Source organism: Rhodococcus sp. I2R (assembly GCF_020889545.1).
Taxonomy (GTDB): Bacteria; Actinomycetota; Actinomycetes; order Mycobacteriales; family Mycobacteriaceae; genus Rhodococcoides.
On the sequence record NZ_JAHUTG010000019.1, the window covers coordinates 15,720 to 34,008 of the forward strand.

Genomic DNA, 18,289 nt, shown 5'->3' on the forward strand with positions numbered 1-18,289 from the left:
GGGGCCGCCGTCCCGGACATCGAAAAGGGGGACAGCCATGAGCAACAACATCATCGAGCAGACCAAAGCCCGATTGATTCTGGCCGCGACGGAGGACGACGGAATGTCGACCGCCGAGTATGCGATCGGGACGATCGCTGCTGCGGCGTTCGGGGCGGTGTTGTACACGGTGGTGACGGGGGGTTCGATTGTGGATGCGTTGACGGGGATCATCGACCGTGCGCTCAATACAGCCGTCTAGCCCACGCCGACGACGGGGTGGCGACGGTGGAGGCGGCGATCGCGATCGCGTCCATCGTCGCGGTGGTCGTGATGTGTATCGGCGCGATCATTGCGGTCTCGACTCATGTTCGCTGTGTCGATGCGGCTCGGGAAGCGGCGAGATCGACTGCGCGCGGTGACGAGGTGTCGGCGTTGCTCGTCCCTGATGGTGCGGTGTTGACCGTGACGGAGCAGGGCGGGTTCGTTGTCGCTCGCGTCGAGGCACGGACGCTGTTGCCGGGGTTGCGGGTGGGTGGTGAGGCGGTGGCAGCGCTCGAACCTGGTGCCCTCGAATGAGGGCGCGTGGTGATGACGGTGGGGTGACGGTGTTGGCGGCGTGTGCGCTGGCCGCGTTGTTGGTTGTGGTGATCGCGGTGGTGCACGTCGGATCGGCGGTGAGCGCTCGGCATCGGGCGCAGTCTGCGGCGGATTTGTCGGCGTTGGCTGCGGCCGGTGCGTTGGATCGAGGTGTTGCCGATGCGTGTGCGGCAGGTGGGGTCATCGTCGAGCGGATGCGCGGGGTGATGACCTCGTGTGTCGTCGAGGACTGGGATGTGGTGGTGGAGGTGACGATCACGTTGCCGCTGGGCCGGTTCGGGTTGCGCGACGCCGTGGCCGCTGCCCGGGCCGGTCCTGTTGGCTAGCCGCGACGCCGCTTCCCGTATGCGTCCAGCACGATCTGCAGGACGGCGACGGCTCCGGCTTTGTCGAGCGGGTCGTTGCCGTTGCCGCACTTGGGTGATTGCACGCAGGACGGGCAACCGGTGGGGCATTCGCACGAGGAGATCGCGTCCTTGGTCGCTTCCAGCCATTCTGCGATCGCGCGGTGGCCTCGATCGGCGAAACCTGCACCGCCGTCGTATCCGTCGTAGACGAACACCGTCGGGAGCCCGGTGTCGGGGTGCAGCGCCGTAGACACCCCACCGATGTCCCAGCGGTCGCACGTCGCGACGAGCGGGAGGAGCCCGATCGCGGCGTGTTCGGCGGCGTGCAGCGAGCCGGGGAAACGTTCGGGTTCGATTCCGTTGTCGATGAGCAGTTCCGGTGTGATGGTGTACATCACGGCCCGCGTGTCGAGTGTTTGTTCGGGCATATCGAGTTCGACCGAGTCGAGGATTTCCCCGGAATGCAGCCGGCGGAGGTAGCCGATGACTTGATGCGTCACGTTCACCTGAACGAGCGCGATGCGCACCTCTCCGAGCGTGCGCTCGGAATGCACTGCCGTGATGGCGATGTCGGTGGTTTCGCGGGCGGAGGTGTTCCAGTCGGGGTGTTCGGGGTGTACGAGCGCAAGCCCGTCCTCCAGGTCGAGTTCGTCGACCACGAACGATTCACCCTGATGGATGTGGACGGCACCGGGATGAACTGTGGCGGGGGCTTTCCCGGAGTCGACGGTCCCGAGCATTCGCCCGGATTCACCGTCGACGATAGCCACCTGGGTGCCGGTTCCGCCGCGGATGTTCACCGACGCGTGCGGGGCGTACTTCTGGCCTTCCGGTGTGATGAACCATCCGTGTGGCCTGCGGCGCAGCAGACCGTCTGCAGCGAGAGTCGACAGCACTGCCTCGGCCTCCAGCTCGTCTGCCTCGGCGAAGGTGATCGGCAATTCTGCTGCAGCACAGAGCAGCTGCGGAGCCAACAGGTACGGATTGGTCGGGTCGGTGACGGTTGCTTCGATGGGCTTGTCGAGGAGGGCGGCCGGATGATGGACGAGGTAGGTGTCGAGTGGGTCGTCCCGGGCGACGAGGGTGACGAGCGATCCCTCGCCGCGCCTGCCCGACCGCCCGGCTTGCTGCCAGAACGAGGAGACCGTGCCGGGGAAGCCCGCGACCACCACGGCGTCGAGACCAGCGATATCGACGCCCAGCTCGAGGGCATTGGTCGTCGCGACGCCGAGGAGGGTGCCGTCGGACAGATTCGCCTCCAGCGCCCGACGATCCTCGGCGAGATACCCGGCGCGGTAGGCGGCGACACGTCCCGGCAAGCCGCGATCGACCTCGGCGAGCAGCCGCTGCGTGCCGAGGGCGGTCACCTCGGCGCCGCGTCGCGAGCGCACGAAAGTCAATGTGCGCGCCCCCTCGACCATGAGATCGGCCATGATCCTCGAGGCCTCCGCTCCGGCCGATCGACGCACGGGCGCGCCGTTCTCGCCGGTGATCTCCTTCAGCAGCGGCGGTTCCCACAGTGCGACGGTGCGCGGTCCGTGTGGCGAGCCGTCCTCGGTCACCTCGGTGCACGGTGCGCCGACGAGTCTCGAGGCGGCAGCTCCCGGGGCCGATGTCGTCGCGCTCGCGAGCACGAAGGTCGGGGACGCTCCGTAGCGTGCGCAGATGCGTCGCAGTCGCCGGAGTATCAGTGCGACGTTCGAGCCGAACACGCCGCGGTAGTAATGGCATTCGTCGACGACCACGAAGCGAAGGTTTCGGAGAAAACGTGCCCAACGCTCGTGTGCGCCCAGGATGCCGATGTGGATCATGTCGGGATTGGTGAAGATCCAGCGGGCGTTCGCACGCGCCCACTGACGGACCTCGATCGGGGTATCTCCGTCGTAGGCGCTCGGAAACACCTCGGCGAGTTGCGGTGCCTCCTCACGCAACTCGTCGGTGATGGAAATGATGCTGCGGAGTTGATCCGCACCGAGCGCCTTGGTCGGGGCCAGGTAGAGGGCGCTCGCCCGAGGATCGCTCAGTAGGGTCGACAGAATCGGCATCTGGTATCCCAGTGACTTTCCCGAGGCCGTGCCGGTTGACAGGACAACGTGATGACCGTCGTTGGCAAGTGTCGCTGCGCGGGCTTGGTGGCTCCAGGGTCTGGCGATGCCCCGCGCGGTCAGAACCGTGGTCAGTTCCGGTATCACCCAGCTCGGCCAGTCGTCGAATTGTGCCTCGCGTGCCGGTAGTTCGGCGACGTGTGTCAGCGGTTGCTCTCCGGAAGGGGTGCCGGCGAGGACGCGGTCGAGCAGTGCACGTCCGTAGCTCCGTTGACCCGTGTTCGGTGGATCAGGTTGGGTCACTACTGCACTCCACGTTCTGCTTGATGTTGCACGCACCGGGCCCAGGCCCGCGACCTGCGGTTTTCATGCTATCGGGCGGCTATGCGCGCCGCGGCACCGGCCGGGTATAGGCCCTGGTGGAACCCGGTATCGGGGCAGTTGGTCGGTGGCGCGAGGGCCAAGATCAACTAAATGTGCGAAAACTACCCATTTCGACTGTTGGAAACGCCCGAGTCATGGTTGACTTGAGCTGGTCGCAGCTTCTGTGTTCGTGTATACGCTCGCAGGATCTTATGTTGCGAGCGGTGTGCTTTTGGAGCGTTTCCTGAAGGGGTCTCGGCTCGGCGTCGTTGCCGTGTCAGGGGTTCCGCCTGAGGGGGAATTCAGGAAGTACAACGGTCGGAACCGGCCCGGTGGACTGTAAGTGCTGTCCACCGCATCCGGTGTTAGAAAGAGAAGGAAAAGCATGGCACAGGGAACTGTGAAGTGGTTCAACGCCGAAAAGGGCTTTGGATTCATCGCACCAGAAGACGGCTCCGCTGACGTTTTCGTTCACTACTCCGAGATTCAGGGCAACGGTTTCCGCACCCTCGAGGAGAACCAGCGCGTCGAGTTCGAGGTCGGCCAGGGCACCAAGGGTCCCCAGGCAACCGGAGTTCGCGCGGTCTGATCGGCATCCCCCACCACCCGGTGGGGCCAATCGATACACCTCATCCCCCTCTCACGGTCGAGTTCCGCTCGGGCGTGGAGGGGGATGAGTCGTATCCGGGGCACCGGCAGTGGGGGCGGCCGCAATGCAGGTGCTTCGACACGGACGTCGTACTCGTCCAGATTCGGTGTCGATGTCCTACTGTCCACAATGTGAACCAGCTGTCCTTTTTCTCGGCCGAGTCGTTGCCGCCCTCGGTGACCGACTTGAGTGGACTGCTGGCGTCCACCGGGCAGGTGGCTTCCTCGGCTGCCGGCGCTCGGATCTCGGTTGTCGTCGATCGCGAGTGGCGCGCCGAAGCCATCGCGGATCTGATCGTTCAATGCGGGCTCGACGCGGAGATCGGCCGGTCCGAGGAGGACCACCCGCTCGTGCGGACGGCCTCGGTGCCCGAGCTGTCCGCGCTGGCGTCCCAGTGGACCAAGGGTGCGGTCAAGGCCATGCCGCCGGGGTGGGTGCCAGGTGCGCGTGAACTGCGCGCGTGGGTTCTCGCAGCAGGCCGCTCCGAGGCAGAGGGCGAACGGTACGTTCTCGGGCTGGACCCGCAAGCACCCGACACTCACGCACCACTCGCGCAGGCGCTGATGCGGGCCGGGATCGCGCCCACGCTCATCGGCACGAGGGGGGCGATGCCGGGACTGCGCATCACCGGCCGGCGCAGGATGTTGCGGCTGGTGGAGAACGTCGGGCAGCCCCCCGAAAACGAGGACGCGCGTACCAATTGGCCGAGCGCCAGGTAGGACAGCGAACAACTGATCTGTAACTATTTTGACGACGTATGCCACTCTGTTACCAGGCGGACCGGTAAAAATGTCGGTTCCGGCCGGTAAGAAGCAGCCACGGCCCGTGGCGTCGAAGCACACGTGGCGTCGAGAAAACAGTGGCAACCGGGAAACGTAACGACGGAAGGTTCGGCAGCAAGGTGGCAACACGGAAGAACGGCACGGGGGACACCACCGGCGGAGCCGAACCACGCCGTCTTGTCATCGTCGAGTCTCCGACGAAGGCGAAGAAGATCGCGCCTTACCTGGGCAGCAACTACGTGGTGGAGGCCTCGGTCGGTCACATTCGTGACCTGCCGCGCGGCGCGGCCGACGTGCCGGCCAAGTACAAGGGTGAGCCATGGGCGCGGCTCGGTGTCGACGTCGACCACGATTTCGAGGCGCTCTACGTCGTCTCCCCGGAAAAGAAGGGCAAGGTCGCCGAGCTCAAGAGTCTGCTCAAGGACGCCGACGAGCTCTATCTCGCCACTGACCCTGACCGTGAGGGCGAGGCAATTGCCTGGCACCTCCTCGAAACCCTGAACCCAAAGATCCCCGTTCGCCGGATGGTCTTTCACGAGATCACCAAGCCTGCGATCCTCGCGGCCGCGGCCGACACCCGTGAACTGGACCAGGACCTCGTCGACGCACAGGAAACCCGTCGTATCCTCGACCGCCTGTACGGGTACGAGGTCAGCCCGGTGCTGTGGAAGAAGGTCATGCCGAAGCTGTCGGCGGGCCGCGTCCAGTCCGTCGCCACCAGGATCGTGGTCCAGCGTGAGCGCGACCGCATGGCATTCCGGAGCGCGGAGTACTGGGATATCTCGGCCACTCTCGATGCCGGTGCGGAGGCGACGCCGCGGAGCTTCGGTGCGCGTCTGGTCAACGTCGAGGGCGCCCGGGTGGCCAGTGGTCGTGATTTCGGTGCCGACGGCAAACTGAAATCCGACGGTGTGACCGTCATCGACGAGCCGCGTGCGCGTCGGCTCGCGGAGGCGCTGGAGGGCGTCGATCTGACGGTCGCCTCGGCGGAGGACAAGCCGTACACCCGCAAGCCGTACCCGCCGTTCATGACCTCGACGCTGCAGCAGGAAGCCGGCCGCAAGCTGCGGTTCAGCTCGGAGCGCACGATGCGCGTGGCGCAGCGCCTGTACGAAAACGGCTACATCACCTACATGCGTACCGACTCCACGACGCTGTCGGAGTCGGCCATCGCCGCAGCGCGGTCGCAGGCAACCGAGCTCTACGGTGCCGAGTACGTGCACGCCACCCCGAGGCAGTACACGCGCAAGGTCAAGAACGCGCAGGAAGCACACGAGGCGATCAGGCCCGCGGGTGACGTCTTCCAAACTCCTGGTCAGCTGCATTCCGCTCTGCAGACCGACGAGTACCGCCTCTACGAGCTCATCTGGCAGCGAACCGTCGCCTCCCAGATGGCGGACGTGCGTGGTACGACGCTGACGCTGCGCATCACCGGCACAGCCGGAACGGGCGAGGACTGCACGTTCTCTGCATCCGGCCGAACGATCACCTTCGCCGGCTTCCTCAAGGCTTACGTCGAGAGTGTCGACGACGAAGCCGGTGGCCAGTCCGACGACGCCGAGTCGCGCCTGCCTGCGCTGAAGGCCGGTGCTGCCGTCACCGCGACGAAGCTCGATCCAGACGGCCACAACACCAATCCGCCGGCGCGTTACACCGAAGCCTCGCTGATCAAGACCCTCGAAGAGTTGGGTATCGGCCGACCGTCGACGTATTCGTCGATCATCAAGACCATCCTCGACCGCGGTTACGTCTACAAGCGCGGCAGCGCCCTCGTGCCATCCTGGGTCGCGTTCTCGGTCATCGCGCTTCTCGAAGGGCACTTCGGTCGGCTCGTGGACTTCGACTTCACCGCTGGCATGGAGGACGATCTCGACGCCATCGCCGGTGGCCGCGAGCGACGCGGCAACTGGCTGCAGAACTTCTACTTCGGCGGCGACACCGGAGCCGAGGGCTCGGTGGCACGCTCGGGTGGTCTGAAGAAGATGGTGGGCACCAACCTCGAGGACATCGACGCGCGGACCATCAACTCGATCCGCTTGTTCGACGACTCCGAGGGACGCGAGATCCATGTTCGGGTCGGCCGTTACGGCCCGTACCTCGAACGCATGATCCGCAACGACGACGATCCCGACGGTGATCTGGTTTCCCAGCGGGCAAATCTGCCCGACGATCTGCCGCCCGACGAGCTGACCATCGACTTCGCCGAGAAGCTTTTCGCGACCCCGCAGGAGGGACGCAAGCTCGGCGCCGATCCACTCACCGGTCACGAGATCGTTGCCAAGGAAGGCCGCTTCGGTCCGTACGTCACCGAGATCCTGCCGGAGCCCGAGCCGGAACCGACACCTCCGGAGCCGGACATCGTCCCGGTTGCCCAGGACGGTGGCGGTGACGAGGGCGGCAGCACCAAGACGGCCGTGAAGAAGGTCGCTGCGAAGAAAGCCCCGGCCAAGAAGGCGGCGAAGAAGGCCACCGGCCCCAAACCTCGCACCGGTTCGTTGCTCAAGTCGATGGACCTGGCCACCATCACCCTCGAGGATGCGCTGAAGCTGCTCTCGCTGCCGCGCGTCGTCGGCGTCGACCCCGAGTCGAAAGAGGAGATCACCGCTCAGAACGGCCGCTACGGCCCGTATCTGAAGAAGGGCACCGACTCTCGCTCGTTGACGGACGAGGAGCAGCTGTTCACGGTCACGCTCGAAGAGGCGCTGAAGATCTATTCGGAACCGAAACGTCGTGGGCGTCAGGGTGAGGCGAAGCCGCCGCTGCGCGAGCTGGGCAACGACCCGGTCAGCGAGAAGCCGATGGTGATCAAGGACGGCCGTTTCGGTCCGTACGTCACCGACGGTGAAACCAATGCCAGCCTGCGCAAGGACGACGAGGTCGAGACCATCACCGATGATCGGGCGTCGGAACTGTTGGCGGACCGGCGTGCTCGCGGCCCGGTGAAGAAGAAGGCGACGAAGAAGGCGGCTACGAAGAAGGCCACCGTCACCAAGACCGCCACCAAGAAGGCGCCGGTCAAGAAGGCGGCCGCGAAGAAGACCGCAGCAAAGAAGACACCCGCAAAGAAGGCTCCGGCGAAGAAGGCTGCAGCGAAGAAGACCCCGCCGGCTGAGTAGCGTTCCCCCCTCCTTCCTTCGGCATGAATGGACCATTGCAACTGTCTAACCGTTGCAATGGTCCATTCATGTTGTCTGGCAACCAATAGCCGAAGGCGGTGGAACCGACGAGGGTCCGCGTGCGTCCAAGTTCGTGTGGGAAAGAAACTGGCAATCGCCCTGTGTGTGCTGGCGCTGACGGGATGCGCCCAAACGGTAGCGGGCACGGCCGTCGGCGAGGACAAGTGGCAGGGCCAAGGGGTGACCAGGAGTCAGACGCCCTCGACCGCACCCTCGTTTTCGACGTCTCGACCTCTTCCGTCGACGCCGGCGACACGGCCATCCGGGTTCGATCCCTGTGCTATCGAAGACTTCAAGCTGGAGATCTTCTTCGGCGTGGATCCGGAGACCCGAACGAGTGTCGCGGACGGCGAAGGATGTCTCTGGTCCGGTGAGGACCAGTGGTTCTCCGCCTTCGGCATCGATGTGAATCGAGAAGCGCTCGCGACTGTCCCTGGTGTTACCGGTCTGGGCGAGTTCGAGTCGCATGGACAGACGGTCTATCGGTATGTGATCGACGGAGCCTCGTGCGTCACGGTGGCCGAGATCGACGGTCAATCTGTGCAATTCGTAATGGTCGAGAGTGAATTCGACTCGCGTTGTTTCGAGTTGGAGGTCGGCACCAGGTCGATGCTGGGGGTTGCGTAGATGTGCGCCTCGAAGGCAGTTTTCGGTGTCGCAATGGCAGCTCTGGTTGCAGCGACCGGTTGCTCCGCGGACATGCGCGGGACCGCCACCGCGGTATCCGAGGAATCCGACGTGTCTACGCCGGCCTCGTCGGAATCGATGCCCACGGACTTCGACCCATGTGACTTGACTGCAGACTTGTTGGAAGAGCTCGACCTGACCGGTGTACAGCCCAACGAAGTGCCCGATTCGTCTGGCTGTGTATGGGCGAGTGGCATCTTTGCGCTCGGAATTCTTCTCGTCGAGGACGTCACGTTCATCGAGGATCCGGCCTCGAGAACTGAAGTCTCCGACATCGAAATGTTGCCGTTCGAGGACTACACGACGTATCTTTTCGTCCTCGACGGCGACATGTACATGACTCAGACCATGACGGAGAGGGGTGCATTCATGGTCTACATCACCCGAGCCGGTGATGCATCGCTGGCCGACGAGCGCGAATCCTTGTTGACTGTTTTCGAGGCGATAGCACCCTACTTTCCGCCACCTCGCTAAGGCTTCGAGTCGGACCCGCCGACTAGGCTGCCACCCATGGCTGGAGTATTCGACCGACTGATCGACCAAGAGGACGTCGAGTCAGAGCTGACCGGTGCTGCCGTCGGCGCCCGCACCGGTGATCCGGGGTCGGCGATGACACATGCCTGGCTGTTCACCGGCCCGCCCGGATCGGGACGATCGATCGCTGCGCTGTGTTTCGCAGCTGCTTTGCAGTGCACGTCGGCGGGATCTCCGGGCTGCGGTGAGTGTCATGCGTGCACCACGACGATGGCAGGCACGCACGGCGATGTTCGACGCATCATCCCGCAGGGACTGAGTATCAGTGTCAAGGAGATGCGCGAGATCGTGCAGATCGCGGCGCGCCGACCGAGTACGGGACGTTGGCAGATCGTGGTCATCGAGGATGCGGACCGGCTCAGCGAGGCCGCGGCGAACGCGCTGTTGAAAGTTGTCGAGGAGCCGCCGGAGCGGACCGTGATGTTGCTGTGCGCGCCATCCACCGATCCCGAGGACATGTCGGTGACGCTTCGCTCGCGCTGTCGCCACGTCCATCTCATCACGCCCACGGCGTCCGCTATCGCACAGGTACTGCAGACGCGGGATCAGCTGGACGCCGAGACTGCGCAGTGGGCCGCGTCGATCAGTGGTGGCCACGTGGGACGTGCGCGCAGGTTGGCGACCGATGCAGACGCTCGGGCTCGGCGCACCCGCGCGCTCGGGTTGGCGTCGGCGGCGGCACGCCCCAACCGGGCGTATCTGGCAGCCGAGGAGATGGTCAAGGCAGCGGAGACCGAAGCCGCCGAGATCAGCGCCGCACTCGACGGTGTCGAAATGGAAGAACTGCGCACCGCGCTCGGAGCGGGCGGGACCGGCAAAGGGGCGGCCGGTGCGCTGCGCGGATCGGCTGGAGTGATCAAGGAGCTCGAGGCCCGGCAGAAGTCGCGGCGGACGAGAAACGTTCGAGATTCGTTCGACCGAGCGTTGATCGACCTGGCCGGACTGTATCGCGACGCCCTGACGCGGTCTTACGGCTCCACCGCAGTGCTGAACCACCCGGATATGTCGGAGCAGATCGAGCGGATGGCCAAGGGCGCCTCACCCGAGGCGTTGCTCAAGAGCATCGAGGCCATCCTCGAATGCCGCGAGGCGCTGGCACTGAACTCGAAACCGAAGTTCGCGGTCTACGCGATGGTGGCCCAGCTGGGCGCGGCGTTGCGCTGACTGGGGTCGGCCTCCTGGCATGAATGTGCCCTTGTAGCTGTCTAGCCGTTGCGATGGCCCATTGATGCCGATGGGGTTGGCCGATGGGGTTGGCCACTGGGGTTGGCCACTGGCCACTGCCCCGTGAGCCCGAGGGTGGGCGATTTTCGTTTCGGTGGGGTGCTCCGTTAGACTCACCAACGCCGTAAGGCACGCCGCCTTAGCTCAGTCGGTAGAGCATTTCACTCGTAATGAAAAGGTCAAGAGTTCGATTCTCTTAGGCGGCTCAAGTAATGGCAGGTCAGAGGCACATTCCAGTGTCGCTGAGCCTGCCGTTTCTGGTTCCAGGGCACGTTTACGGCACGGATTCACCGGGGAGCGAGCTTGTCGAGCACGCTACTGACGTCTGGAGCCATGTTCGCACGCTGAATGTAGTGCTTCTCTGTCACCGCGCTACCCGAGTGACCCAACTGTGCGGACGCAGCCGACAGGCCCAGCTCGCGCTCGACCATCGTGCCGACCGTCTTGCGAAACGAGTGCGGTTTGACCCACGAATAGTCCTCGCCTCGCACCTGACGCCACGACGTCCGCACGTTTCCCGGCCACCGAGGGGTACCGAGCCGCGACGGGAACACCAGACCCTCGGACGACGGGATACCGCGGTCACGCTGCCTTCTCAGGGCATCGGCTGAAAAGCCGGGAATGGTCACAGTCCGGCGACCGCTTGCCGTCTTCGGATGATCCTGGCGGAACACTCCGGTGCCGGCTAGTTCGACAAGTGTGCCCGTGACAGTGACGACGACCGGGCCGCTGCCGTTCAGGCCGTCGATGTCCTGCCATCTCAGCGCGAGGCATTCGCCGATCCGCGTCCCGGTGCCGATCATCACGTCGATGATCTCGGCCAGATCGTGGGCACGCTCCGGGCCGAATCGCTTCGTGCCGTCCCCCAAGTCACGGTCCTGCCATGCGAGCACTCTGCGGCGCAGCTCGTGCACGTCCGCAATAGTCAGCGCTCGCGCAGGGTTGCTCGAAGTCGGCGCACGGCTGGTATCAGCTACCGGGTTGTAGTCGACTGCATCAAGTCGTGCGGCGAGTGCGAATGCCTGACTGAGAATTCCGCGCGCATCTCGCTTCCCCGAGTCCGTTCGTACGGCTCGCAGGAACGTTTCGATCCGGCCGGTGGTGGCTTCATGCAGGCGCACTTTGCTCAGACCCGGCGCGATGATTTTGTCGATACAGCGCTGGTACCCCGAGAGAGTCTGCGGCGACCGCACACCCCGCGGGGGTGGCGTGGTGATCCACAGCGCCAGCAATTCGCCCACGGTCGATTTGCCAGTGAGGCCGTTGCCGCCCTGGGATCGTTGTCGGTCTCGAAGTGAAACCTTCAATGCTGCTTCGGCTTTCGCGCCACTGCGGCCGTTCGCTTTCACCTGTCGGGTAACACCGTCGTAGTCCCGGTACCGTGTGCGCGCGACCCAGACGCCCGTCGACTTGCCGCCGCCGTCCTTCAGCTCGGTTCGGGTGATCTTGCCCCAAGTACCGAGTTCGAGAGGTGGCCTAGGCATCAGGGCCACTCTTCCCTGCTGTGGGTTCGGGAATGAGCCGTGAGATGGCGACCCACACTTCGGTGCGTTCCTCGTCGGCACGCCGAATCCGGTTGGCCAATGATTGCCCAGGAAGCAAGTTCTCCATCTCGTCGTCAGACAGCAGGTCTGGGCTTGCTTTGACGCGCTCGGACTGAGCTTTCAGGCCGACGACTTCCCGGTGCAGCTCGTGCCAGCGACGCGCGAGCTGCATCACAAGTCCAGCTCGGCCAGTCTTGTCCACCGTCGACAGTTCTCCCGAGAATGTAAGCGCTGCAACAATACTCAGTTCTTCCATGCCTGGCAGGTACGCCACTTCAGTGCTCGGCGGCATCGGGTAGAGGAGTTGCAGAGGGGGAACCTCCAGGGCCGCTCCGATGACGATCAGGTCGGTCACTGGGATGGCCTTGCGCTTCCCCGTCTCGTACTCGGATATCGCGGTGCGTGAGATCGGATGTCCAAGCTCGGCCGTGCGTTCCGCAAGCCACATCGCCGACCGCCCTCGACGGTGGCTCCGTATCTGGTCGCCGATGCGTGCCGTGGTCTCGCTAGCCCATGTCGTCATTTCAGTCACATTATCCGGTGTCTTGCCTTAAATCCAGTTGGTGTGTAGCGTTGCATCTATTCCAGCCAGGAGTGCAGTGAATATGACATCAATTCAGTCAGGAGAGTCCAATGTCACCCGACGAACTGCTCGCGCTCGGTGCGAGCACAGACATTCCAACCTCGTGCAGGGCGCTCGGAATCAGCCCTAGCAGCGGCTACGCGCAGGCAAAGAAGGGAGAGTTTCCAGTCCGCGTAATCCGCGTCGGGTCGCGTTACGTCGTGCCGACAGCAGGGCTCCTCGACCTTCTAGGAATCGAGCGTCCAGTCACTTCGGGCGCTGCCTGATGACGAAGCCCCGCACAGCAAAAATCCCGGCCGGTGTTGGAGCACCGACCGGGACCGAAACCAACACCCGAACCCTCACGAACGGAGCAGTTGATATGTCCATCGTACCCAACACGCCCAGCAGCGCCGAAGCGCTCGCCCAGCTCGAACCGAATGACGGGAAGGACACCGTGCTCGCCGAGGTCGCCAGAGGCGCATTCGTCGCTCAGGTGCTCCGCTACGACGGCCACGACGGTGAAGATACGTTCACCGAGGAACCGAACATCATCATCGACTGTGCGGACCAAGAGGGCGGACAGTCCTTCCATGATCTGACGCTCTTGCCCAGGAACATCGACGACGCGGTCCAGACCGTCATCGAGATCTATTCGGACTACACAGTGTTGACCGATGGGTTCGGAGAGATCGAACGCCAGGACGACGCATTCATCGGCGAGTGGCATCGATCAGCAGGCACCGTCGGCACACCGAGTATGCATGTCGGTCCCGACAAGAAAGAGGTCTACGCCTCAACGTTCTGGCAGGAGAACAACTCCGGCCAAATCACGCAGCCCTATCTTGCGATCAACTGCGGTGCCGACGTCGCGTTCCTGCCCCGCGAGGCTCTAGCGTTCGCCGCTCAGCTCCTGCAGGAGGCCAGTCGCGCGGTGGCCATCGAGAGCAAGTCGGAGGTGGCCTGACATGCCGATGTTCACGGTCCACGCCGACTACCCCACACCCGTCATCAGCCACCTGGGTGAGTACACGACCATCCGGTGGGACACCGGCCTGTCGATCCAGCTCGACGCGAACGAATGGGCGGCTCTCACCGAGGCCGTCTCCGCCGCAACTCGCAGCACGGAACCGTGGTGATCGAGATGACCATCCCGACCGATCTCAGTCTCGGCGTCGTGGTGGCCGCCGTATGCGCAACCTACATCGCCGTCGACTGCATCGTCTTGATCCTCGGAGGACGCCGTGTCCGAACTGAACGACCCGCCCGACCTGTCCTCGATCTTGGAGTTCGTCGCTCCGATGATCATCGAGACCCGCGACCGTGGCGACGGACACCTGACCGCACTGCCGATCGCAGGCACCGAGGACTGGCACAACGCCCCCGATCGAACCAAGTGGGCCGCCATCGCAGTGCTGGCACTCGAAGCGGCTTGGGCCGCCGAACGCGGTCCGAACGAGCGCATCGCCTACAGCGAAGCAGTGGAGCGAGTGGCAGCCGAAATGAACTGGGGTGCATACGGATACGAGACAGGCTACGAAAAGGGTAGGCGTGATCAACAGGAAATCGAACGTCGTACGCGGCGCAACGCAGAGAAAAGGAGGCGGGCAGCAGTATGACCACGACACCGACGCCGCTTGATCTGGCCGCACGACGAGCAGAGAAGGACAAGGCCCGCACCAGGCAACGCACGCGGGGCGGTCGGCCCATCAAGAAGGAGTGGGCCACCACCGAGCCCATGCGCAACGAGGAGACCGGCGAGTCCTTTACAGGCAGTGGTGCTCTCGACGACATCACCGCGTTCTACGCGCATTACATGGCGCTGCCGTCGACACACTGTGCTCCGACGATGGCGCTGTGGGCTGCGCACACCTACATGACCGAGCACGTCGACGTCACACCGCGCCTGGTGTTCCAGTCACCCGAGCCGGGATCGGGCAAGACTCGCGGTCTCGAGCTTCTGGAGATCACTGCGTTCGAGCCTCGCATGACCATGAATACCTCCACCGCTGCGCTGTACCGGCGGATCGAGGGTTCTGGCGATCACCCGATCACGATCCTGCAGGACGAGTTCGACGCTGTCTGGTCTCGCAACGCCAGTCCAGGGTCCGAGGATCTCCGGGCCCTCTACAACTCCGGATATCGGCGTGGTGCGACGGTGGACCGGTGCGAGGGCGACGGCGCGAAGATGATGGTTCGTGAGTTCCGTGTCTATGCCCCGGTTGCGATGGCGGGCCTCTCGGGGCGACTTCCCGGCACCTTGCAGACCCGCTCGATCCTGATCGACATGCAACGCCGGGCACCCGGTGAAGTTGTCGGCGACTTCCGCTCACGCGCGGCCCGCGCCGAGATCGCACCGGTGGTGTCCAATCTCGGCGCCTGGGTCTCGCGCATCGGCCCGATGTTCGACGATCACCGGGTCGCACTCCCGGCCGGTGTGACCGACCGTGCGGCCGAGCTGTGGGAGGCGCTGATCTACATCGCTGACCGAGCGGGAGGGCATTGGCCGGACACCGCGCGTGCAGCGTGCCGTCACTTCGTACTCGACCGTCGAGGCGACGACCCGTCGATCGCGATGCGTCTGCTGGATGACATTCGTGGGGTGTTCGAGACTCAAGGTGTCGACCACATGTCGACCCCCACGCTCTTGAAAGATCTGATTCAGTTGCCCGAATCGGAGTGGGCGGAATTCTTCGGCAAACCACTGACCGTCCGTCAGCTCGCGGTGAAGCTCAAGCCATACGGAGTGCGCCCGCATCAGATCTGGACACCCGGGGTCGGCAAGGTTCGCGGGTACAGCCTTGCCGGTGAGAAATCGGCCGCGGGAGACGCTTCGTCCGGGGGTCTGAAACCTGCATTCGAGCGATACCTGACGGCCCCGAAATCACCCCGAAACCAGGAGTCGGCGTGACCCACCCTCTACATCAAGCGGTAGGTCCGGTATGTCCGGTAGGCCGCAGGTCAGGGCACTTTTCAAGCGGTAGGCGAAACGGTAGGTCCTACCGGATCTCAAAATCGCCTACCGCACGTCCTACCGGATCGATACCCCCTCTGACCTGCGGCCTACCGCTTCTACCGGACCTACCGGATGAATTAGGCGGGGAGGGCAGATGAAGGACCGGACCGGGGACGAAGTCGAGGCCGAATCGACCCCTCCACATCACGACCCGAGGTGCCGTCGAGGGTGGCTCGGCGAAGACCTCGACGGCCGCCCCATCCCGTGCATCCAGTGTCGTCCGCATCTCTTCCGATCGGAGTCTCGATGAGCAAACGCAAGCCCGCCCCGCCCCCGGTGTTCTCGCCTCTGGAGGAGGTACTGACGATCGTCCTGGCGCGCACTCCACGGCTCGACGACGCCGCGTGCATCGGTTCGTCCGACCTCTTCGACCCGCCCAGTGACGGGGAAGCGCGAGAGACGACCGAGCAGCGCCACCGCGACGCCGTACGCCTCTGCTGGGAGTGCCCGGCAATCGGAGCGTGCCGAGATTGGGCGCTCGACGAGCCGAGATCGGGCGCGGTGCTCGCCGGCCGAATGCCGGATGCCCGACGCCCACCCGGACGGCCGAGATCGGACTCGGCCGCATGACCGCACGCAACCTCCGATCCTGTGCCCACCCCGACTGCACCGAGATCACGCGCGCGACCTCTCGCCTCTGCCGTCTGCACCGTCCACCCGTCGCAGTGACCGCCGACCACACCTTCGTCCACATCACACCCTCGACACGAACACTGACTCACACCGCGGCGCTCAAGCTCGCCGACGACATCATCGACGCCATCGAATCATCAAGGGAGACAGAGCAATGACCGACAATATCGAATCCACCATGGGTGACAGTCACCGTGCTGCGGCATTGCTCAAGGCAGCGTTCCTCGGCGACGAGGACACCTACCGACGCATCTCCGACGAAGCCCAACACCTCGGGCGGATCGAGTACCTGCCCGCACCACTGGTCGCGATCGCCACCCGGTTCGTGACCACGATGATCGACAAGGGCGCCACCGACGTCGCCTCGGTGACGGAATGGTTCGAGCGGATCGAGTCGATGACCATCGCCGCCGAACTCGACGAGGACGGACGATGAGCCTGCCGCCCACCCCGTTTGCGGGAGTGCTGCTCGACCTCGACGACGCAGCATTCCTCGGCGCGGCTCTACGTCAGCTCATCGCCTCACTCGATCGCCAGCGTCAGCGTCCGGTGCCGAGGGTGTTCGAGCTGGAACAGCAATTGTCATGTTCCGCAGTCGCTTCCGGTCGCACTCGCGCGGAATCCGCCGATGATCCCGAGATGGAACTGTCGACGACGAACCTGCTCGACAGCGAGACAGCGGCGAGGTTGCTGCACTGCTCACCCGAGAACGTACGCGGACTGTGCAGACGTGGCAGCCTTCCCGGCCAACGTGTCGCCGGACGGTGGTTGATCCCTGCCGAGGCGGTTCACGACAGAGCCGAAAAACGAAGGGAAACAACATGAGTGCGACATCGATCGATGTCTACAGCCCCGGCCGCGACATCACCGGCCGGGCAGCAACCCCCGTCGCAGCGTCCCGATTCGTCGCCATCTCGGGTGACGCCGTCAGCGGAGTGATCACAGTAGGACACGCCGTCGCCGGTGGCCGAGTCGCCGGGGTCGCGAAGCACACCGCCGACCCCGGCGAACTGGTGGGCCTGGCCCGCGGGAACAGCCGCGTCGTCCGCGTCGAAGCAGGCGCAGCCCTCGCAGCATTCGCAGACGTCCAGGTCGGAGCGGACGGCAAAGCCATCCCCGCCACCACCGGCAAGGTCGTCGGTTACGCCATCACCAGCGCCGCCACAGGCGCACTCGCCGCGATCTCGATCGCCTGACGGACGGAAATCACCATGGGAATTCTTCTCCCCAAGATCGACCAGCAGAGCCGACAGATCACCGTCAGCTTCCTGATGCAGAACCCGAAGTGGCTCAGGCAAGCTCTCGACGAACTGATCGACGGCAACGAAATCCTGTCCACCTTCTTCACCCCTTCCCCCGAGCCCGTCGTCGGAGGCGGCATCCTCTACAACGTCACCCGACCCGAGGATCGCTACTCCGCCGACGATGTGGTCGAACGCGCCCCCGGTGACGAGTACGCCTACGTCCGCGGTGTCGACCCCGAAGCCCGGCTCGCTCTCGTTCGCGACTGGGGTGGGAAATTCGACGTCGAAGACGAGGTCTACAGGCGCAACAACGTCGGATATGTCAACTCCGAGCTCCGCCAGCTTGCGAACACCCTGACCCGCAAGCTCAACCTCGGGGCACTCACCGCGATCAACGCAGCACTCGACGAGACACCGGGCGGATCGAACCTGGTCGGCACCTCGGACTGGTCGAACTTTCTGACCGTCGGGCCCGCGGACCAGATCACTCCGAACACCCTGCGGCCATCGGCGGATTGGGTGCATGCACAGCTCGCCGCCGACCAGGAACGCCTCGGCATCGTCTACGACACCCTCGCAGTCTCGCCGCAGCAGGCGGCCGATCTGCGTATCGGCTACGGCGACCAACTCGACGCAGTGCTCTCCTCCGCCGGGCTGAAGATGACGACCATCACCCATCTCGACGGCGGCACCGCCTACCTGCTCAAGAAGGGCGCAGCCGGACGAGTCGGATTCGAGTTCCCGCTCACCACCGACGTGATCGACAAGCGTGAGAACCGCAAGCGCATCGTGCAGGCCTACGCGGTGCCAGCGTTCGCTATCGACCGTCCGAGGGCAGTCAAGCGCATCACGGCGCTCGCGCAATGATGCGCACGATGCTAGGCGTCGCGCACGGAAGGTCCGT

The 18,289-nt window shown here is 64.5% G+C and carries 23 protein-coding genes and 1 tRNA gene; 21 read left to right on the plus strand and 3 right to left on the minus strand.

Annotated features, from left to right (window positions below; all coding sequences use genetic code 11):
* Positions 1-37 precede the first annotated feature (37 nt).
* The 3 genes from KVY23_RS18300 to KVY23_RS18310 are packed head-to-tail and all read left to right on the plus strand — an operon-like array spanning position 38 to position 905.
* Positions 38-241 carry a DUF4244 domain-containing protein gene (locus tag KVY23_RS18300; RefSeq protein ID WP_075838454.1) on the plus strand — a complete coding sequence of 68 codons (204 nt, stop codon included), beginning with the start codon at positions 38-40 and terminating at the stop codon, positions 239-241.
* Between the two features lie 26 nt (positions 242-267).
* Positions 268-558, plus strand: a complete 291-nt coding sequence (locus KVY23_RS18305) for a TadE family type IV pilus minor pilin (protein WP_230557710.1) — start codon at positions 268-270, stop codon at positions 556-558.
* Positions 555-905 (plus strand): Rv3654c family TadE-like protein, encoded by a 351-nt coding sequence (locus KVY23_RS18310; RefSeq protein WP_206509050.1) that lies wholly within the window; start codon positions 555-557, stop codon positions 903-905. The genes KVY23_RS18305 and KVY23_RS18310 overlap by 4 nt, the downstream gene beginning before the upstream one ends.
* On the opposite strand, the gene KVY23_RS18315 is transcribed toward KVY23_RS18310, so the two are convergent.
* Positions 902-3,274 (minus strand): DEAD/DEAH box helicase, encoded by a 2,373-nt coding sequence (locus KVY23_RS18315; protein ID WP_230557711.1) that lies wholly within the window; start codon positions 3,272-3,274, stop codon positions 902-904. The genes KVY23_RS18310 and KVY23_RS18315 overlap by 4 nt on opposite strands.
* 445 nt (positions 3,275-3,719) lie before the next feature.
* Between KVY23_RS18315 and KVY23_RS18320 the strand changes: the two genes are divergently transcribed.
* The 7 genes from KVY23_RS18320 (at position 3,720) to KVY23_RS18350 (ending at position 10,592) form a co-directional block, all read left to right on the plus strand.
* The gene (locus KVY23_RS18320) at positions 3,720-3,923 is read left to right on the plus strand and encodes a cold-shock protein (protein WP_003946117.1); all 204 of its coding nucleotides are present in this window, start codon (positions 3,720-3,722) and stop codon (positions 3,921-3,923) included.
* Positions 3,924-4,114: 191 nt separating this feature from the next.
* A complete protein-coding gene (locus KVY23_RS18325) occupies positions 4,115-4,702 on the plus strand; it encodes a hypothetical protein (RefSeq protein ID WP_230557712.1) in 588 nt (195 codons plus the stop codon).
* A gap of 182 nt (positions 4,703-4,884) precedes the next feature.
* Positions 4,885-7,881: a type I DNA topoisomerase gene (gene topA / locus KVY23_RS18330; RefSeq protein WP_230557713.1), complete on the plus strand. Its 2,997-nt coding sequence runs from the start codon at positions 4,885-4,887 to the stop codon at positions 7,879-7,881.
* A gap of 135 nt (positions 7,882-8,016) precedes the next feature.
* A complete protein-coding gene (locus tag KVY23_RS18335) occupies positions 8,017-8,568 on the plus strand; it encodes a DUF3558 family protein (protein WP_230557714.1) in 552 nt (183 codons plus the stop codon).
* 33 nt (positions 8,569-8,601) lie between these two features.
* Entirely contained in the window at positions 8,602-9,102 is a 501-nt protein-coding gene (locus KVY23_RS18340) for a DUF3558 domain-containing protein (RefSeq protein WP_230557715.1), read from the plus strand.
* A gap of 36 nt (positions 9,103-9,138) precedes the next feature.
* Positions 9,139-10,326, plus strand: coding sequence for a DNA polymerase III subunit delta' (locus tag KVY23_RS18345; RefSeq protein WP_230557716.1), 1,188 nt, complete (start codon positions 9,139-9,141; stop codon positions 10,324-10,326).
* A gap of 193 nt (positions 10,327-10,519) precedes the next feature.
* Positions 10,520-10,592: transfer RNA gene (locus KVY23_RS18350), tRNA-Thr, on the plus strand.
* 81 nt (positions 10,593-10,673) lie between these two features.
* On the opposite strand, the gene KVY23_RS18355 is transcribed toward KVY23_RS18350, so the two are convergent.
* Positions 10,674-11,870 carry a tyrosine-type recombinase/integrase gene (locus KVY23_RS18355; protein WP_230557717.1) on the minus strand — a complete coding sequence of 399 codons (1,197 nt, stop codon included), beginning with the start codon at positions 11,868-11,870 and terminating at the stop codon, positions 10,674-10,676.
* Positions 11,863-12,453, minus strand: coding sequence for a helix-turn-helix domain-containing protein (locus KVY23_RS18360; protein WP_230557718.1), 591 nt, complete (start codon positions 12,451-12,453; stop codon positions 11,863-11,865). Before KVY23_RS18360 ends, KVY23_RS18355 begins: the two co-directional genes overlap by 8 nt.
* A 110-nt stretch (positions 12,454-12,563) precedes the next feature.
* On the opposite strand from KVY23_RS18360, the gene KVY23_RS18365 reads away from it, so the two are divergent.
* The 11 genes from KVY23_RS18365 (at position 12,564) to KVY23_RS18415 (ending at position 18,252) form a co-directional block, all read left to right on the plus strand.
* Complete coding sequence (locus KVY23_RS18365; protein ID WP_230557719.1) at positions 12,564-12,779, plus strand: DNA-binding protein; 216 nt, start codon at positions 12,564-12,566, stop codon at positions 12,777-12,779.
* Between the two features lie 95 nt (positions 12,780-12,874).
* Positions 12,875-13,459: a hypothetical protein gene (locus tag KVY23_RS18370; RefSeq protein WP_230557720.1), complete on the plus strand. Its 585-nt coding sequence runs from the start codon at positions 12,875-12,877 to the stop codon at positions 13,457-13,459.
* A 1-nt stretch (position 13,460) separates the two neighbouring features.
* On the plus strand, positions 13,461-13,631 hold the full coding sequence (locus KVY23_RS18375) for a hypothetical protein (protein WP_230557721.1): 171 nt from the start codon (positions 13,461-13,463) through the stop codon (positions 13,629-13,631).
* A gap of 105 nt (positions 13,632-13,736) precedes the next feature.
* Positions 13,737-14,111, plus strand: coding sequence for a hypothetical protein (locus tag KVY23_RS18380; RefSeq protein WP_230557722.1), 375 nt, complete (start codon positions 13,737-13,739; stop codon positions 14,109-14,111).
* Positions 14,108-15,403, plus strand: a complete 1,296-nt coding sequence (locus KVY23_RS18385) for a DUF3631 domain-containing protein (protein ID WP_230557723.1) — start codon at positions 14,108-14,110, stop codon at positions 15,401-15,403. The genes KVY23_RS18380 and KVY23_RS18385 overlap by 4 nt, the downstream gene beginning before the upstream one ends.
* Before the next feature lie 351 nt (positions 15,404-15,754).
* Positions 15,755-16,078: a WhiB family transcriptional regulator gene (locus tag KVY23_RS18390; protein ID WP_230557724.1), complete on the plus strand. Its 324-nt coding sequence runs from the start codon at positions 15,755-15,757 to the stop codon at positions 16,076-16,078.
* Positions 16,075-16,299: a hypothetical protein gene (locus tag KVY23_RS18395; protein ID WP_230557725.1), complete on the plus strand. Its 225-nt coding sequence runs from the start codon at positions 16,075-16,077 to the stop codon at positions 16,297-16,299. Before KVY23_RS18390 ends, KVY23_RS18395 begins: the two co-directional genes overlap by 4 nt.
* Entirely contained in the window at positions 16,296-16,577 is a 282-nt protein-coding gene (locus KVY23_RS18400; RefSeq protein ID WP_230557726.1) for a hypothetical protein, read from the plus strand. The genes KVY23_RS18395 and KVY23_RS18400 overlap by 4 nt, the downstream gene beginning before the upstream one ends.
* Positions 16,574-16,966, plus strand: a complete 393-nt coding sequence (locus KVY23_RS18405) for a helix-turn-helix domain-containing protein (RefSeq protein ID WP_230557727.1) — start codon at positions 16,574-16,576, stop codon at positions 16,964-16,966. Before KVY23_RS18400 ends, KVY23_RS18405 begins: the two co-directional genes overlap by 4 nt.
* Positions 16,963-17,337, plus strand: a complete 375-nt coding sequence (locus tag KVY23_RS18410; protein WP_230557728.1) for a capsid cement protein — start codon at positions 16,963-16,965, stop codon at positions 17,335-17,337. Before KVY23_RS18405 ends, KVY23_RS18410 begins: the two co-directional genes overlap by 4 nt.
* 15 nt (positions 17,338-17,352) lie before the next feature.
* On the plus strand, positions 17,353-18,252 hold the full coding sequence (locus tag KVY23_RS18415) for a major capsid protein (protein ID WP_230557729.1): 900 nt from the start codon (positions 17,353-17,355) through the stop codon (positions 18,250-18,252).
* Positions 18,253-18,289 lie beyond the last annotated feature (37 nt).

Bases quoted from the DNA above. Each gene is read 5' to 3' on its own strand.
- KVY23_RS18300 (WP_075838454.1), top strand. From the start codon at position 38: ATGAGCAACAACATCATCGAGCAGACCAAAGCCCGATTGATTCTGGCC.
- KVY23_RS18310 (WP_206509050.1), top strand. From the start codon at position 555: ATGAGGGCGCGTGGTGATGACGGTGGGGTGACGGTGTTGGCGGCGTGT.
- KVY23_RS18320 (WP_003946117.1), top strand. From the start codon at position 3,720: ATGGCACAGGGAACTGTGAAGTGGTTCAACGCCGAAAAGGGCTTTGGA.
- KVY23_RS18340 (WP_230557715.1), top strand. From the start codon at position 8,602: ATGGCAGCTCTGGTTGCAGCGACCGGTTGCTCCGCGGACATGCGCGGG.
- KVY23_RS18345 (WP_230557716.1), top strand. From the start codon at position 9,139: ATGGCTGGAGTATTCGACCGACTGATCGACCAAGAGGACGTCGAGTCA.
- KVY23_RS18355 (WP_230557717.1), bottom strand. From the start codon at position 11,870: ATGCCTAGGCCACCTCTCGAACTCGGTACTTGGGGCAAGATCACCCGA.
- KVY23_RS18360 (WP_230557718.1), bottom strand. From the start codon at position 12,453: ATGACGACATGGGCTAGCGAGACCACGGCACGCATCGGCGACCAGATA.
- KVY23_RS18365 (WP_230557719.1), top strand. From the start codon at position 12,564: ATGTCACCCGACGAACTGCTCGCGCTCGGTGCGAGCACAGACATTCCA.
- KVY23_RS18370 (WP_230557720.1), top strand. From the start codon at position 12,875: ATGTCCATCGTACCCAACACGCCCAGCAGCGCCGAAGCGCTCGCCCAG.
- KVY23_RS18375 (WP_230557721.1), top strand. From the start codon at position 13,461: ATGCCGATGTTCACGGTCCACGCCGACTACCCCACACCCGTCATCAGC.
- KVY23_RS18385 (WP_230557723.1), top strand. From the start codon at position 14,108: ATGACCACGACACCGACGCCGCTTGATCTGGCCGCACGACGAGCAGAG.
- KVY23_RS18390 (WP_230557724.1), top strand. From the start codon at position 15,755: ATGAGCAAACGCAAGCCCGCCCCGCCCCCGGTGTTCTCGCCTCTGGAG.
- KVY23_RS18395 (WP_230557725.1), top strand. From the start codon at position 16,075: ATGACCGCACGCAACCTCCGATCCTGTGCCCACCCCGACTGCACCGAG.
- KVY23_RS18400 (WP_230557726.1), top strand. From the start codon at position 16,296: ATGACCGACAATATCGAATCCACCATGGGTGACAGTCACCGTGCTGCG.
- KVY23_RS18405 (WP_230557727.1), top strand. From the start codon at position 16,574: ATGAGCCTGCCGCCCACCCCGTTTGCGGGAGTGCTGCTCGACCTCGAC.
- KVY23_RS18410 (WP_230557728.1), top strand. From the start codon at position 16,963: ATGAGTGCGACATCGATCGATGTCTACAGCCCCGGCCGCGACATCACC.
- KVY23_RS18415 (WP_230557729.1), top strand. From the start codon at position 17,353: ATGGGAATTCTTCTCCCCAAGATCGACCAGCAGAGCCGACAGATCACC.